13 protein-coding genes are annotated in these 14,335 nt (G+C 65.5%); 9 read left to right on the forward strand and 4 right to left on the reverse strand.

Annotated features, from left to right (window positions below):
* Window positions 1–51 precede the first annotated feature (51 nt).
* Window positions 52–1,467, forward strand: coding sequence for a hypothetical protein (locus tag AB0J62_RS22310; RefSeq protein WP_363874117.1), 1,416 nt, complete (start codon window positions 52–54; stop codon window positions 1,465–1,467).
* 276 nt (window positions 1,468–1,743) lie between these two features.
* Here the strand turns inward: AB0J62_RS22310 and AB0J62_RS22315 are convergent, their stop codons facing one another.
* From AB0J62_RS22315 to AB0J62_RS22325, 3 genes are all read right to left on the reverse strand, one after another.
* On the reverse strand, window positions 1,744–2,997 hold the full coding sequence (locus AB0J62_RS22315; protein WP_363874120.1) for a DUF1254 domain-containing protein: 1,254 nt from the start codon (window positions 2,995–2,997) through the stop codon (window positions 1,744–1,746).
* Window positions 2,998–3,203: 206 nt separating this feature from the next.
* The gene (locus AB0J62_RS22320; protein ID WP_363874123.1) at window positions 3,204–4,301 is read right to left on the reverse strand and encodes an epoxide hydrolase family protein; all 1,098 of its coding nucleotides are present in this window, start codon (window positions 4,299–4,301) and stop codon (window positions 3,204–3,206) included.
* 123 nt (window positions 4,302–4,424) lie between these two features.
* Window positions 4,425–5,045 carry a TetR/AcrR family transcriptional regulator gene (locus AB0J62_RS22325; RefSeq protein WP_363874126.1) on the reverse strand — a complete coding sequence of 207 codons (621 nt, stop codon included), beginning with the start codon at window positions 5,043–5,045 and terminating at the stop codon, window positions 4,425–4,427.
* A 128-nt stretch (window positions 5,046–5,173) separates the two neighbouring features.
* On the opposite strand from AB0J62_RS22325, the gene AB0J62_RS22330 reads away from it, so the two are divergent.
* The 7 genes from AB0J62_RS22330 to AB0J62_RS22360 all read left to right on the forward strand — a co-directional run bounded on the left by AB0J62_RS22330 (window position 5,174) and on the right by AB0J62_RS22360 (window position 12,069).
* A complete protein-coding gene (locus tag AB0J62_RS22330) occupies window positions 5,174–6,163 on the forward strand; it encodes an alpha/beta hydrolase (RefSeq protein ID WP_363874129.1) in 990 nt (329 codons plus the stop codon).
* Window positions 6,151–7,494 carry an extracellular solute-binding protein gene (locus AB0J62_RS22335; RefSeq protein WP_363874132.1) on the forward strand — a complete coding sequence of 448 codons (1,344 nt, stop codon included), beginning with the start codon at window positions 6,151–6,153 and terminating at the stop codon, window positions 7,492–7,494. Before AB0J62_RS22330 ends, AB0J62_RS22335 begins: the two co-directional genes overlap by 13 nt.
* Window positions 7,491–8,426 carry a sugar ABC transporter permease gene (locus AB0J62_RS22340; RefSeq protein WP_363874135.1) on the forward strand — a complete coding sequence of 312 codons (936 nt, stop codon included), beginning with the start codon at window positions 7,491–7,493 and terminating at the stop codon, window positions 8,424–8,426. The genes AB0J62_RS22335 and AB0J62_RS22340 overlap by 4 nt, the downstream gene beginning before the upstream one ends.
* Window positions 8,423–9,247 carry a carbohydrate ABC transporter permease gene (locus tag AB0J62_RS22345; protein ID WP_363874138.1) on the forward strand — a complete coding sequence of 275 codons (825 nt, stop codon included), beginning with the start codon at window positions 8,423–8,425 and terminating at the stop codon, window positions 9,245–9,247. Before AB0J62_RS22340 ends, AB0J62_RS22345 begins: the two co-directional genes overlap by 4 nt.
* Entirely contained in the window at window positions 9,244–10,197 is a 954-nt protein-coding gene (locus AB0J62_RS22350; protein WP_363874141.1) for an alcohol dehydrogenase catalytic domain-containing protein, read from the forward strand. The genes AB0J62_RS22345 and AB0J62_RS22350 overlap by 4 nt, the downstream gene beginning before the upstream one ends.
* Before the next feature lie 66 nt (window positions 10,198–10,263).
* Window positions 10,264–10,836, forward strand: coding sequence for a dihydrofolate reductase family protein (locus AB0J62_RS22355; RefSeq protein ID WP_363874144.1), 573 nt, complete (start codon window positions 10,264–10,266; stop codon window positions 10,834–10,836).
* A 126-nt stretch (window positions 10,837–10,962) separates the two neighbouring features.
* Window positions 10,963–12,069, forward strand: a complete 1,107-nt coding sequence (locus AB0J62_RS22360) for an epoxide hydrolase family protein (protein ID WP_363874147.1) — start codon at window positions 10,963–10,965, stop codon at window positions 12,067–12,069.
* Window positions 12,070–12,099: 30 nt separating this feature from the next.
* On the opposite strand, the gene AB0J62_RS22365 is transcribed toward AB0J62_RS22360, so the two are convergent.
* Window positions 12,100–12,990: an alpha/beta hydrolase gene (locus tag AB0J62_RS22365; protein ID WP_363874150.1), complete on the reverse strand. Its 891-nt coding sequence runs from the start codon at window positions 12,988–12,990 to the stop codon at window positions 12,100–12,102.
* 189 nt (window positions 12,991–13,179) lie between these two features.
* Here AB0J62_RS22365 and chvE point away from each other — a divergent pair, with 189 nt between their 5' ends.
* Entirely contained in the window at window positions 13,180–14,319 is a 1,140-nt protein-coding gene (gene chvE / locus AB0J62_RS22370; protein WP_363874153.1) for a multiple monosaccharide ABC transporter substrate-binding protein, read from the forward strand.
* Window positions 14,320–14,335: the final 16 nt, after the last annotated feature.

Raw genomic sequence — 14,335 nt, forward strand, 5'->3', positions numbered from 1 at the left:
CAGGACCATTTCGATCATCCAATTGCCACCCGACAAGGAGCATGCATCCAGATGTCAGACAAGTTCGTGGCCATCCAGATCGGTGCCGCGTCATTCATTGACGAAGGAACCGACAAGGTGCTGGACATCCTCGCCGACCGGGGCGGGGTGAACCAACTCTTTCTGGCCACACCGACCTGGACAAGAGGCACCGGCGGACGCCAGTTGCCCGGGCACCCGCTTCCTGATCACGGCGTCCAGGAGTACGACCTCGACTGGGTCGGTGGAAACTACGCCACGGTTCACCCCGAGTTCTACGGGAACACCGTCCTCGGATCGATCGGCCGGGCGCCGGAGCATCCCGGTTACGACATGCTCGAGGACGTGATCCCGAAGGCGAAGGCGCGCGGGATGGGCTCGTACGCCTGGATCGAGGAGTCGAACTACTCCCAGGCCCTGCGCGACTACCCGAACTTCCCGAAGCTTCTCGAGGTCGATCTGTGGGGTCGGCCGACCCTGCACACCTGTTTCAACAACCCCGACTACAAGAACTGGCACCTGAGCATCGGCGAGGACTACGCGAAGTCCTACGACCTGGACGGCATTGCGTGGTGCTCGGAGCGGCCGGGTCCGCTGAACCTCGCGATCCAGAAGCCGGTCGAGGCGGGCGAACTCGGTTGCTTCTGCGCGCACTGCCAGCAGCTCGGCCGGAATCTGGGGATCAACGTCGAGCGGGCCCGGGAAGGAATGAGAGCGGTCCTTGCCTGGAACAACAAGACGTCATCGGGGGAGAAGGATCCTGACGGTGCGTTCACATCGTTCTGGCGAATTCTCCTGCGCTATCCCGAGGTCCTGGCCTGGCAGAACCTCTGGACGCACAGCCAGCGCCAGATGTACGCCGACATCTACGGCGTCGCCAAGGCGTCCAAGCAGGATCTCCAGCTGGGATGGCACGTCTACCACAACATCTCCTTCAGCCCTTTCTACCGAGCCGATCAGGACTACGGAGAACTCGCCAAGGTCTCCGACTTCCTCAAGATCGTGATCTACAACAACTGCGCCGGACCGAGGTTCTTCACCTGGGTCACCTCGATCTGCCGCACGTTGTTCGCCGACGCCACCCCGGCCGAGGTCTATCCGCTGATGCTGAAGCTGCTGAACCTGGACGAAGGCCGGTTCGACGACCTGTCCCAGATCGGCTTCAGCGTCGATTACGTGAAGCGGGAAACGGCCCGCGCGAAGGCCGGAGTCGACGGGACTACCACGAAGATCTACGCAGGCATCGACATCGACATCCCGGTCGGGATGAAAGAGGACTATGACCTCACCTCCGGCGACAACCTGACCCGGTGCTCTCGCGACGGTGTCCGCGACGCGGTCACCGCCGCCTTCAGCGGCGGCGCCGATGGCGTCGTGCTCAGCCGCAAGTACTCGGAAATGTTCCTGGACAACCTGTCCGGAGCGGGTGACGCGGTCCGGAAGCTCTGATCAACGACCGCGAGAGCGCGCCGGCGCGGCGGTCTGATCGCCGCCGCGCTGAGCCTGCTCTACGGCGACTTCCATCGCCGAAGTGTCCTCGTGTCGGGACAGGCCGGCTGGCCATCAACCCCTTCCTCGGCGGCCGGCGATCCGTCGTACGACGCGGCGCTCCGTGGCACGCAGGTTGGTGGGAAAGACATCGGGCGAGCTCAAAATAGCCTTATTGCCAAGGCGTCCTGGCGCCGGGTGATAGTTGGGGGACCTGTGGGTAAATGGAGCTGGGCGTTAGCTTTGCGGGTGGATTGGCGGTGGTGTCCAGCGGCCGTCGAGTGCTTCGGGCCTGGGCCAGTAGAGCCTGAGGTTCATGGTGAATGGGCCGGCTGAAGGAGCAGGGAGCCAGTTGGATTCCAAGTCGGCGCCGGGTGTTTCGCGACTGATGTGGATGTCGAGGGAGCCGTCGGCGTTGGTGGCCAGGGCGTCTCGGTCGCCGATCGCGAAGCGGTTGATCGGGTTGGCGGTGAACAGTTGCCGCTGGTCATACATGCTCAGTGACCAGAATGCATTGGTGGGAGGGAGCTGACCGGGCGGGAAGTGGAGGACGTAGCGTTTGGAGCTGTCGAACGGCTGCCCGTCGGCGTCGGTCATAGCGGTGGGATAGATGGCATCTTCCACGGGGTTCGCGGCGAGGCCGATGAAGGCGATGAGCGCGCGCTTCAGATAGTCGGTGCCGTAGGTGCCGATCGGTGAGGAGACCATCTGCCAGTTGTTGACGAGAGCACCTGATCGTGGAATCGACGCCTGCATCTGCGCGAACGCTTCGGCGGGAGCGGCGTCGACCGCCTCGCGCACCGGCTCAGGGGCTTCGGTGAGGTCGAACGGCGCGCCCGGCTGGAACCCAAGCCACCGGGCGCGCTGCAGCATCGATGTGTCAGTCGGATGGGGCGGGTTATCGCCCATCACTGTCGCTGCGGTGCCGAAAAACTCCGCGGGCCTCATAGCGCTGACCTGGTCCGTGGGAGCGCTCATGTCCTGGTTCGGATCGAACCGGCCGGCAGGTGGCTCCGCCTCGGCTCCCCACCGGCTCAACGGCGTGGCGGTCAAGCCGGCCTGGAACGTGTGGACGTTGTCGTAGTCGGTCGGGCCGTTGGTCTGTGTGCGCCCGATCATCCATGCCATGCCTGTCGGGCAGCGGATCTCCTCCAGCCCATCGGAGAGCTGCCCGTGCCAGCCGGGGCCGACGACGGCGTACGTCTGCTCACCGGTACCGGTGGTCCGTGCACCCGGCGCGGCGAACACGTCGGTCCACATGTCCAGCATCTGCAGGAGGTAGTAGCGCCCGTGCGAGTCCGGGACGTGGAGAACCAGCGGCTCGGACCGAACATCCAGCCACAGCGACGAGTACAACGTGTCCGCGTTCGGCCGCACGACGTTGGTGAACGACGCGTCCGGGAATGCGGGCAGATGGGCGAACGAGTTCATCGGCGCCTGTGTGCCCTCGGGCTTTTCGGTGTTGGTCGAGACGCGCCGGGTCACCTCCATCACGACCAGCGGATACGCGTAGAGATAGAGCTCCCGGGCGATCCGCCGTAGCTCGGCAGGACTGGTGAGCGCCCTTGACGATGCGACAGGCATACGAGCACGATGCCCGGCGAGCGGACCCCGCCACCTCACCCCTTGCGGATGAGGCCAGAAACCTGCCGAGCAGGCGCAGCTGACCAGCCACTGGTTGCCTCAGCGCAATAGCCTTATCTGCTGGTGAGGCTTTCGAAGAATCGGTGTATGTCGGCTGCGAGTAACTCCGGCTCTTGATGGCCGGCCCAGTGGCCGCCGGTGTCGTAGACATTCCACGACACAAGGTTGTGGTGATCCCGCTCGACGAACCGCCGGATCGGACTGGTGTCGTTGGCGAACTGCGCGAGTCCGAGGGGAACGGTGGATGGACCTGCTGCAGACCTTCCATGCTCGTACTCGTAGTAGATGCGGATTCCGGACGCGACGGTGTCGGTCAGCCAGTACAGCATGAGATTGTCGAGGATGAAGTCGGCGTCTACTTGCCCTCGGTAGAGCTGGCAGACCCAGCCCAGGAATCCAACCGGCGAGTCGTTGAGCGCGTGCGCGAGCGTCTGGGGCTGTTGTCCTTGCAGGACGCTGTAGCCGCCGACATTTGCCTCGAACCAGGCCGCGCCGGCGAGGGCATCTCGCTCGTCCTCCGTCAGTCCCTCCCAGTCTGCGGGATCGCTCGACGGCCCGGAGAAGATTTGAGTGACGTGTACGCCGACCACCGCCTGCGGCGCGATCCGGCCGAGATCCAGGGATACGAAGGTGCCCCAGTCGTTGCCGACGGCGCCGTACTTTCCGTATCCGAGGCGTCGCATCAGCTCCGCCCAGGCCGCGGCGATCCGCTGTGGACCCCAGCCTCGTTCCCTGGTCGGACCGGACAGACCGAATCCGGGGAGGGACGGAATGACAACGTGGTAACGCTCGCGGAGCTTTTCGATCATCGGCAGGAACTCGACAATCGAACCCGGCCAGCCGTGGGTGAGGATCAACGGAAGGGCGTCCGATCGGATCGACTTCACCTGGAGGAAGTGCACATTCTGCCGGTCGATCGTCGTGATGAACTGCGGGTACGCGTTGAGCCTCGCCTCGATTCGCCGCCAGTCATAGCGGGTTCCCCAGTAGGTCGCGAGCCTCCGCACTTCTGTCACCGGTACGCCGTAATCCCAGCCCGCGTCGGGCAGGTCGTCGGTGAATCGGGTCCGCGACAGCCGGTCCTGTAAGGCGTCAAGGTCAGCCTGCGGTATCTCGATCCGGAACGGCCGGATCTCTTCGACGCTCGGCATCGTTTCTCCATCCCCATCCGAGTGAGCCGTCCCCGGTGGACGACTTACGTCAATAGGTCGGGGCGGCGTCCTGGGTTTCGACATCGTCCCCCGGATGAAGGAGCCGACAGAGGGGGCGAGTGATCAGGTCGTCATCTGGATGGTCTGCTGTGCTGCCCACTGCTTGGCCGCGTCCGCGACCGGGATCGTGGGGTCGACCAACCAAGCGGCCTCGACTCCGTAGCAGAAGGCGATGATCTCCATCGCCTTGAGCTGCGGATTGATGTCGTCGCGCATCTCCCCGCGCTCTTGCGCCGACCGCAAGGTCGCGGAGACGCGCTCGATCGTGGTCTGGTAGCCCTCCACCAGCCTCGGGTGCAACTCGGTCTCCGGGCTGACGTTCTCGCCGAGTACGACGGTATTCATGCCGAGCAGGCTGTAGACCTTGTCGTCGTGCTGACTCGGCCAGCTGGCCATGTGCCGGGCGATGATGTCCACGATCTTCACGCCGGGGTCCGGCCCGTCACCCCACAGCCACTCCTCGGTGAAGACGAGGTGGCGATCCATGACCGCGTTGAGCAGCGCCTCCTTGGTGCGGAAGTGGTACAGCAGCCCGGTCTGTGACACGCCCGCCTCCGCGGCAATGTCGGCGAGGCTGGTCCCGCGGGCGCCGTTGCGCGCGATGAAGCGCACGGCGACATCGACAATGCGCTCGCGCGTCTCGAGGCCCTTGGCGGAGGTCTTGGGCTTCTGGGCAGCGGGCACAGTCGATCTCCTCGCGGATAGTGGTGACCAGTTCGCGGCCAAGCATAGACAACCGACTGAGTACTCGGTAGCTTTTCGAAACAGACTGAGTACTCAGTCTGGAATTCTGGCAACGAGAGGACTGACCGATGGGTGGAGCGTTCGTGACCGGTCCGCCACAGCCGCGCGAGGAGATTCTGAGGTTTCTGCAGAACGCCGGCGCCTCGCCCGACCCCTGGAGCGCGGACATAGCGGTCGTGCGCGCGGACGCGCGAGCGAAGGTACTGGCGGTGACCGGCGAGCCCGCGTCGGTGGCATCCGTTGCACCGGTCGACGCAGACGGCGTACCGGCCCGGCTGTACCGGCCCATCGGCGCGGAGCGGGGCGTGCTGGTCTGGGCGCATGGCGGTGGCTGGATCCACGGTGACCTCGACACTGCCGACGGAGTTGCCCGAGCGTTGGCGAACCGGGCGGCGTGCGCCGTGCTGTCCGTCGACTATCGGCTCGCTCCCGAACATCCGTTCCCGGCCGGCTTCGACGACATGTGGGCCGCGGCCGGGTGGGCGAGGCGCGAGTTCGAGCGCGTCGCGGTCGGCGGCGACAGTTCCGGCGGCAATCTCGCCGCCGCGGTAGCCCTCAAAGCGCGCGATCAGGATGTCGAGCTCGCAGCTCAGTTGCTCATCTACCCGGCGATCGACAGCACCGAGGACACCGACTACAAGGTCGCGTTTCGGAGGCGGTACGAGAGCTTCGCGGGGCGGACCGGCTTCGGCACCAACAGCTATCAACGGCTCCAGCACATCTGGGCGGCCTACGTTTCCGACTCAGCCGCTCGCAGTACGCCGTACGCCTCGCCGCTGCACGCGGAGTCCGTGGAAGGCGTTGCGCCGGCAACGATCATCACTGCCGAACATGACTTTCTCCGCGGCGAGGCGGAGGACTATGCCGAGCGCTTGAAGGGGGCCGGTGTCCCGGTCGAGCTCATCGAGTACGCCGGTCAGATCCATGGCTTCTTCGAGATGTTCACCATCACTCCCGATGCACAACATGCCGTCAACGCGGCCGGTGACGCCCTTCGTCGTGCCTTGCACTCCACTCAACCCTGCGAACCATCGAAGGAGTTCTCGTGCGATCGCTGAACCTGTATCGAACCGCTGTCGCCGCGATGACCGCGCTGCTACTCGCGGCCTGCGCACCAGGCGGGAACTCCGAGGCCGGACCGGCGCCGTCCAAGCCGGTGTCCACCGGAGTCGGTGGCGAGCCCGTCACCTTGAGGCTGCTGGTCAACACCGGCGTCGATGTGCCGTTCTACACCGCCCTCGGTGAGCTCTTCCACGCGAAGTACGCCAATGTGACCGTCAAGGTGGACAACCAGGACTACGCCACTCTGACCACGAACGTCGCGCACATCCTGGCGGGAAGTACGGCGCCCGACATCGTGCGGGTCTCGCAGCTCGGCAACCTGATCGAGGACCACCTGCTGACCAATCTCGATCCGTACGCAAAGGCCTACGGCTGGGACAAATGGCCGCAGTCACAGTTTGCTTCGACGCGTGTCGGACCGGATGGCAAGCAGCGGGGGACCGGCTCGCTCTATGCGGTCGGCCCCGGGTTCGGCCTGACCGGCATCTATTACAACAAGGCACTCGCACAGCGCATCGGCATGTCGCGGCCACCTGCAACCGCTGCCGAGTTCGACGAACTCCTCGGCAAAGCGAAGAACGCCGGATTGCAGCCGATCATGATCAACGGCAAGGACGGCGGCAGCGTGTATCCGTTGCAGAACCTGGTGATGTCGTCGGCCGCCGCCGCCCAGGCGGTCCAGGACTGGAACTACGCCAAGCCGGGCGCGACCATCGACACGCCGGCGACGGTCAACGGAGCGACCGTCCTACAGCGCTGGGGCCGGGCGGGCTACCTACCGGCCGACGTGAACGACATCGATCAAACCCGGGCGCCTCGCGAGTTCCTCGACGGGAACGGTGTCTTCTTCCCTAGCGGCAACTGGCAGGCCCCAGGGCTGGACAAGTCCGGTGCAGGCAAGTTCGGCTTCTTCCTGTTCCCTCCGGGCCAGGCCGGGGGTCCGTCGTACGCGATGACTGCTGCCGCCAATCTGGGGATCGCGGCCAAGTCGTCGCACTCCGACGTCGCGGCTGCCTTCCTGGACTTCATCCAGACCAATACTCAGGCGCGCCAGGACACGGTGACTCTCGGCGGCCTCGTGCCGGCCGGTCCAGCGGACGCTCCACCGCCGACTGCCGCTGCCGGGTCAGCTGTTGCTGCGACCGTCGCTGCCTTCCAGGAGTTGCTGAAGTCGAACGGACTGGTCGGCTTCATGGCCGACGCGACGGCATCCATCCACGTGAACAGCCTGATCCCGCAGACCCAGCTCCTCCTGGCCGGCAAGACGACACCTGCGGCGTACGCCGCCAAGGTGCAGTCCGACTACGAACGCGATCTCAGGCGATGACCGACGTGCTGCTCCGGCAACGATCGGAGGACCCAGTCGCACCACGAGACGTCGTACGTCGGTCCGCCCGGCGCACGCGGAACTGGGCAGCGTTGATCTGGGTCGCGCCGGCGTTCGGGATGTACGCGTTGTTCGTGCTGTATCCGATGCTCCAGTCGATTCAGTACTCGTTCTACGACTGGGACGGCATCGGGCGGGCGAAGCCTGCAGGGCTGGACAACTGGAAGGCGATCTTCACCCAGCCGGAGCTGCTGCATTCGGTCGAGCACGCGTTCATTCTGATCGTCTTCTACTCGGTCCTGCCGGTAGGGCTCGGACTGATTGCGGCCGCGCTGATCCGTGAGCTCCGGCCCGGGGCGTTCAGCACGACCGCTCGGGTGATGTTGTTCATCCCGCAGGTGCTTCCGTTGGTCGCGGCGGGTATCGCGTGGACCTGGATGTACTCGTCGGACGGCCTCGTGAACCAGGTCCTTCGGGCTGTTGGACTCGAACGGCACACCCGCGCATGGCTCGGTGACTTCACGTTCGCGCTGCCGGCGGTCGGCGTCATCGGAGTCTGGGTCATGCTCGGCTTCTGCACTGTGCTGTTGCTCGCGGGCATCGGCAAGATCGAGCCCGAGCTGTATGAGGCGGCTCGGCTGGACGGAGCCGGGCGCGTCCACGAGTTCCTCGCCGTGACCTTGCCCGGACTGAGGCGGGAGCTCGTCGTGTGTACGACGTTCACCGTTATCGCCGCGTTGGCGAGCTTCGATGTCATCCAGATCTCCACGCAGGGCGGCCCGGGCTACCAGACGATGGTGCCCGGAGTGGAGATCTACCGCTTGACGTTCCTTCAGCAGCATGTCGGTCAGGCGTCGGCGCTCGCCGTCTTCCTGGCGGCGCTCGTCCTGGTCATCATCTGGCCGATTCAGCGGCTCGGGAGGGAGAGATGACGGAATCCACAGTCGCTCACCGCGTCACCCGCACCGGCATTCTGCTGGCGCTGATGCTGTTCGCGATCGTGCCACTGTTGAGTATGTTCACCACAGCGCTTGCCGAGCCCGGCAGCACTCCTCGAGGGCTGACCTGGCCGGGCGACCCGCACTGGCACAACTTCGTGGATGCGTGGACTTCGGCGAACTTCCTCGCCCTGTTCCGCTCGAGCATTCTCATCGTGGTGGGCGTCGTGCCGGCCACGGTCGTGATGGCTACCGCTGCCGGTTACGCACTAGCGCAACTGAATGTGCCGTTCGGCAGGGCGATCTACGGTCTGCTCGTCGTCGGACTGACGTTGCCGTTCGAGGCGCTGATCACCCCGCTGTACTACGACTTGCAGAGCATGGGTCTGCTCGGGTCCCGGCTCGCAATCGTGCTGCCGCTGATTGGCTTGCTGATGCCTTTCGGTGTCTTCTGGATGCGCGCGCACTTCCTCGGCATCGAGCCGGCGCTCACCGAGGCCGCGAAGGTTGACGGGGCGACCGGGTGGCAGACGTTCCGGCGGATTCATTTGCCCCTGGCAACGTCCGCGTGGTCCGCACTGGCGGTGCTCTTCTTCCTGGCCAGCTGGAATCAGTACTTGTTGCCGCTCGTCCTCGTCGACGACCCGGCGAAGCGGACAGTGGCCGGCGGACTCGGCGCCTTCCAGGGACAGCACGGCACCGACGTCGTACTGCTCTGTGCCGGATCGCTGCTGATCATGCTGCCGTCGCTGGTGATCTTCTTGATCTTTCAACGCAACTTTGTGAGGGCGCTGATGCAGGGAGCCGTGAAATGACCAGCACCGGCCGACGGAGCGTGCTCGTCGCACCGATGACGTCGTGTGTGGAGGAGGTCGAGGTCCGTGGACCGGCCGCGGGCGAACTACTCGTAGAGGTGATCGCGAACGGCCTTTGTGCGAGCGAACTGCCGCAGTGGTCTCGCGGTCCGGCCAACGGTGTCCCTACGACGCTCGGACACGAGCCGGTCGGTCGGGTCGTTGAGGTCGGCAACGATGTCGAGAAGGTCGCGACCGGCGATCTCGTGACCGGCCGGTGGACCGAGTCGTTCGCCGACCTGGTCGTCGTACGCGCCGAGTACTCCGTCGTCGTACCGCCGGCCCTGCCCTACGTGGCCGGCATCGGGGAGCCGCTCGGCTGCGTTGTCGAGGCGCTGCGCCGGTCCGGGGTCGACACCGGGGATCGCGTCGCCGTCATCGGCGCCGGCTTCATGGGCCTGTGCCTGATCCAGCTCCTGGCTACCAGCCCGATCGGCGAGCTCGTCGTGGTGGACCTGCGAGACGACGCCAAGCAAGCGGCCTTGCGGTACGGCGCTTCTCTTGCCTGTAACCCTGATGAGGCAGGCGAACTGGGCGCGACCTTCGACGTCGTGTTCGAGGTCAGCGGCACCCAACCCGGACTGGATCTGGCGACCAGTCTCACCCGGTCAGGCGGCACGCTCGACATCGTCGGCTACCACCAGGCCACCCGCACGGTCGACATGCAAGCCTGGAACTGGAAGGCCCTCAACGTCGTGAACGGCCACATCCGCGACGAACACCAGCTGACCGCCAGCATCCGCCGCGGCCTCGCCACTGCGGCCGGCGGACGCATCGACTATGCGTCCCTCTTCACCCACCGCTACGCCCTGATCGACCTCGACCGCGCCTACGAAGACCTCCGCTCAAAACCCGACGGCTTCATCAAGGCCCTCATCCTCATGAATCCCGACGCCGGCTACCCGAGCTAGCGCTCATTTTCTGGTCGGTTCGGTGTCTGCTCCACCAACGCAAACCGAACCAAGGAGATAGCTGCAATGGGAAAGATCGTGGTTTCGACGAACGTCTCGCTCGATGGTGTCGTTCAGGATCCGGATGGTCAGGAAGGGTTCAAGCTGGGTGGCTGGTTCGACCAGTTCACCGGTGAGGACCGCGAGGCATGGGCGGAGATCCTGACCGATGAGGCCCTTCGAGCCGAGGCGCTGATGCTCGGCCGGCGCAGTGACGAGTGGTTCGCCTCGCGATGGCTGGACCGTTCCGGCGAATGGGCCGACAAGCTGAACAACATGCCCAAGTACGTCGTGTCGAGCACTCTCGAACAGCCTCGCTGGGGCGCGGGCGCCGTACTGAGCGGTGACGTCGTGGCGGAGGTTGCCAAGGTCAAGCGGGAGGTCGAGGGGGAGATCGTCGTCTACGCCAGCTATCAGTTGGTGCGCACTCTCATCGAGCACGGCCTTGTCGACGAGCTACGCCTGTTCGTCTTCCCCGTCGTGCTCGGAAACGGCCAGCGCCTGTTCGACGGCATCGACGACAAGCTGGCCCTTCGCCTCGTCGACGTGCGCAACATCGGAGTGGGACTCACCTTCCTCAACTACGAGATCGCCGAGTAAACCGACGGAGATCATCTCCTCGAGCCGCCTCACCGACTCTCGCAACACCGGTCACAATGAGGTCGACGAGCTCCGCGACCACCGAAACCCGCAAGATCTCTGCGGTTGTGATGAAGGAGAGTTGGTATGCCGGACCCGCTGATGGTCGTGCCGGATTCAGAGTTGGACGAGCTGCGGCGACGGATCCGGGCCACCAGATGGCCGCGGCCCTGGCCGATGACGGGCTGGGGAGCGGGCACGGAGCCCGGCGAGCTTCGGCGGCTCGCGGAGTTCTGGGCGGACGGGTTCGACTGGCGTGCCCAGGAGGCAGCGATCAACGCGCTGCCTTCGCACCGGGCGACGGTCACCGGCGTGCCCGTGCACTATCTGCGTTTCGACGGGGAGACGGCCGATGCGGTGCCGATTGTTCTCACTCACGGCTGGCCGAGTACGTTCCTCGAAGAGGTCGAGCTGGCCAAGCGGCTGTCGCGTCCGAGCGAGTACGGCGACGTTGATGCCCGCGCGTTCACCGTCGTCGTGCCGTCTCTGCCGGGGTTCCCGTTCACGCCGGAGCAGGCGATGTTACCTGGCGTCCCGACCCATGAACTGTGGCACGGGCTCATGACCGAGCTCGGCTTCACCCGGTATCTCGCACACGGCGGCGATCTCGGGGCTGGTATCAGCGCACGGCTCGCACAGGCTCACCCGGAGGCTGTCGCCGGCATTCATGTGCTGGCCGTGGCGGACCCCGGTGATCAGTCCCGACCGAGCGAGGACGAGGCGGCGTACGTCGCTCAGGGCGAGCAGTGGTACGCCGAGGAAGGCGGCTACGAGCACCTCCAGCGCACCCGCCCGCTCACACCGGCGTACGCGCTCAACGATTCCCCGGTGGGGTTGCTCGCGTGGCTGCTCGAGAAGTACCGCGCCTGGACCGACCACGGCGACCAACTCTCCGGTCTCGGGGAGGACCTGATCCTCACCCAGGCGAGCCTGTACTGGTTCACCGGGGCCATCGCGGCGAGCTTCCGACCGTACTGGGAACACAAGCACTATCCGCCCGGCCCCGTACAGGTATCGGTGCCGACCGGCCTGGCCGTGTTTCCCGCCGATCTCGTGCAGCCGCCGCGGAAATGGGCCGAGCGCAACTACAACGTCGTGCACTACACGCGGATGCCTCGCGGCGGCCACTTCGCCGCGACCGAGGAACCGGATCTCCTCGCCGCCGACATCCGGGCCTTCGCCGCACTCACCTGAACGTCGCTGCGGAACGGCAACGTGTGAGTCTCACAGGAGACTCAGAACCGCAGCGGCGAAGCGATCGGGTGCCTCTTGCGGGGGATTGTGTCCCACGTCCTCGAGGATGAGATGTTCGTAGGGGCCGGTGAAGTGATCCCGATCGCCTGCCGGACCCGGTCCGAGCAGCCCGTCGGAACCGCTCTCCACCATCACGGTCGGGACGGTGATCGGTGGTTGCTCCGCGAGCAGCTCCTCGATCCGCTGGTAGCGAGGGTCGCCGTCGGCCAGTCCGAACCGATGACGGTACGAGTGGATGACCACGTCGACGAAGTCCGGGTTGTGCACGCTCGATGCGCTTGCGGCGAAGGCTTCGCCTGCGTCCGTCCAGGTCGGTGACCAGGTGCGCCACAGCAGCGAGCAAAGCTCCTCGCGATGTTGCTCGAGTCCACGCCGTCCGCGCTCGGAGTGGAAGTAGTACTGGTACCAGAGCATGCTCTCCCACTCGGGCAGCGTGGGCTCGTTCGCAGCCGCGATGTTCTGGATGTTGTATCCCTCCACGGTCACCAGCCCCCGGACCCGCTCGGGGAGCAGCGCCGCAGTGATGCACGCGGCTCTGCCGCCCCAGTCGTAACCCGCCAGCACGGCGGACTCGATGCCCAGCACGTCCATGAAATCGACGAGATCCTGCCCGAGGGCGGCCTGCTGCCCCGAGCGCGGCGTGGCCGGGTCGCGGAAGGTGGTCGGCCCGAAGCCGCGGAGGTACGGCGCCAGTACGCGCGCGCCTTGCGCTACCAGTGGGGCCACGACCTCGTCGTACGAACGGACGTCGTACGGGAACCCGTGCAACAGGATGACCGGTACGCCGTCAGCCGGTCCGGCCTGCTCGAAGGTGATGTCCAGGATGGGCGTGCCGGCAACCGCCGTGGAAGTGAATCCCATGGAGTGATGGTCCCACCGTCAGGTCCAGGCCGATTGGGTCAAATGCCGTGGCGTCGCCGAATTGTTAACGCGACCATTAGCCGCTGAAGTCTTGACCGGCGGGTTTGGCGACGCCAACATGTGAGCGCTAACAGTCCGCGGCGGGGTCAGCAAATGGGACGGACATCCGGGCCGGAAGGGGCGAGTCCTGTGAAGAAGAGGTTTATTGCCACCCTGAGTGGCGCCCTATTGGTGCTCGGCCTCGCGGCCTGCGGCGGACGGGGGGCCGGCGGGACCACAGACACCGCGAGTCAGCAGCCGGGAGACCTGACCATCGGCGTCTCGATGCCGACGCAGACGTCCGAGCGCTGGATCGCGGACGGCAAGGCGGTGAAGGAGAAGCTCGAAGCCAAGGGATACAAGGTCGATCTGCAGTACGCGAACGACGACATCCCGACCCAGTCCCAGCAGGTCGACCAGATGATCACCCAGGGCGCCGACGTACTCATCATCGCGGCCATCGACGGCACCGCGCTCAGCAGCCAGCTGCAGGCCGCGGCCGACAAGAAGATCCCGGTGATCGCCTACGACCGGTTGATCCGCGGCAGCCAGAACGTCGACTTCTACGTCAGCTTCGACAATTACAAGGTCGGGGTGGCCCAGGCCAAGGCACTCCTGCGCGGCCTCGGGCTGGAGAATGCGGACGGCTCGAAGGGAACCAAGACCGGGCCGTTCAACATCGAGGTCTTCGCCGGCTCGCTGGATGACAACAACACCCATTTCTTCTTCAACGGCGCCATGGACACGCTGAAGCCGTACTTCGACAACGGCTCGCTGGTCGTCAAGTCGAAGCAGACCAAGATGGAGCAGGTCGCGATCCTGCGGTGGCAGCAGGAAGCGGCGCAGAAGCGCATGGAGGACCTGCTGACCTCGAGCTACAACGACGGCGCCAAGGTCAACGGCGTGCTCTCGCCGTACGACGGAATCTCGCGCGGCATCATCACCGCCCTGCAGAACGTCGGCTACGGCACGGCGGCGAACCCGATCCCGGCGATCACCGGCCAGGACGCGGAGATCGCGTCGGTCAAGCTCATCAACACCGGCGTACAGAGCTCCACGATCTTCAAGGACACCCGGCTGCTGGCCGAGCAGGCCGTCAACGCGTCGGTGGCGTTCCTGCAGAAGAAGCAGCCGGAGGCGAACGACACCAAGTCCTACGACAACGGCGTGAAGGTGGTCCCGGCGTACCTGCTGCCGATCCAGACCGTCTTCAAGCCGGACATCCAGAAGGAACTGGTTGCTTCTGGCTACTACACGGCCGCCGAGGTCGCTGCCGGCCAGGCGAAGTGACGGGAGGTCCCGGCCG

The organism is Kribbella sp. NPDC049584 (assembly GCF_040675555.1).
Lineage (GTDB): Bacteria > Actinomycetota > Actinomycetes > Propionibacteriales > Kribbellaceae > Kribbella.

Coding starts and splice junctions, on each gene's coding strand:
- AB0J62_RS22310 (WP_363874117.1), top strand. CDS start 52: ATGTCAGACAAGTTCGTGGCCATCCAGATCGGTGCCGCGTCATTCATT.
- AB0J62_RS22315 (WP_363874120.1), bottom strand. CDS start 2,997: ATGGAGGTGACCCGGCGCGTCTCGACCAACACCGAAAAGCCCGAGGGC.
- AB0J62_RS22320 (WP_363874123.1), bottom strand. CDS start 4,301: ATGCCGAGCGTCGAAGAGATCCGGCCGTTCCGGATCGAGATACCGCAG.
- AB0J62_RS22330 (WP_363874129.1), top strand. CDS start 5,174: ATGGGTGGAGCGTTCGTGACCGGTCCGCCACAGCCGCGCGAGGAGATT.
- AB0J62_RS22340 (WP_363874135.1), top strand. CDS start 7,491: ATGACCGACGTGCTGCTCCGGCAACGATCGGAGGACCCAGTCGCACCA.
- AB0J62_RS22345 (WP_363874138.1), top strand. CDS start 8,423: ATGACGGAATCCACAGTCGCTCACCGCGTCACCCGCACCGGCATTCTG.
- AB0J62_RS22350 (WP_363874141.1), top strand. CDS start 9,244: ATGACCAGCACCGGCCGACGGAGCGTGCTCGTCGCACCGATGACGTCG.
- AB0J62_RS22355 (WP_363874144.1), top strand. CDS start 10,264: ATGGGAAAGATCGTGGTTTCGACGAACGTCTCGCTCGATGGTGTCGTT.
- AB0J62_RS22360 (WP_363874147.1), top strand. CDS start 10,963: ATGCCGGACCCGCTGATGGTCGTGCCGGATTCAGAGTTGGACGAGCTG.
- AB0J62_RS22365 (WP_363874150.1), bottom strand. CDS start 12,990: ATGGGATTCACTTCCACGGCGGTTGCCGGCACGCCCATCCTGGACATC.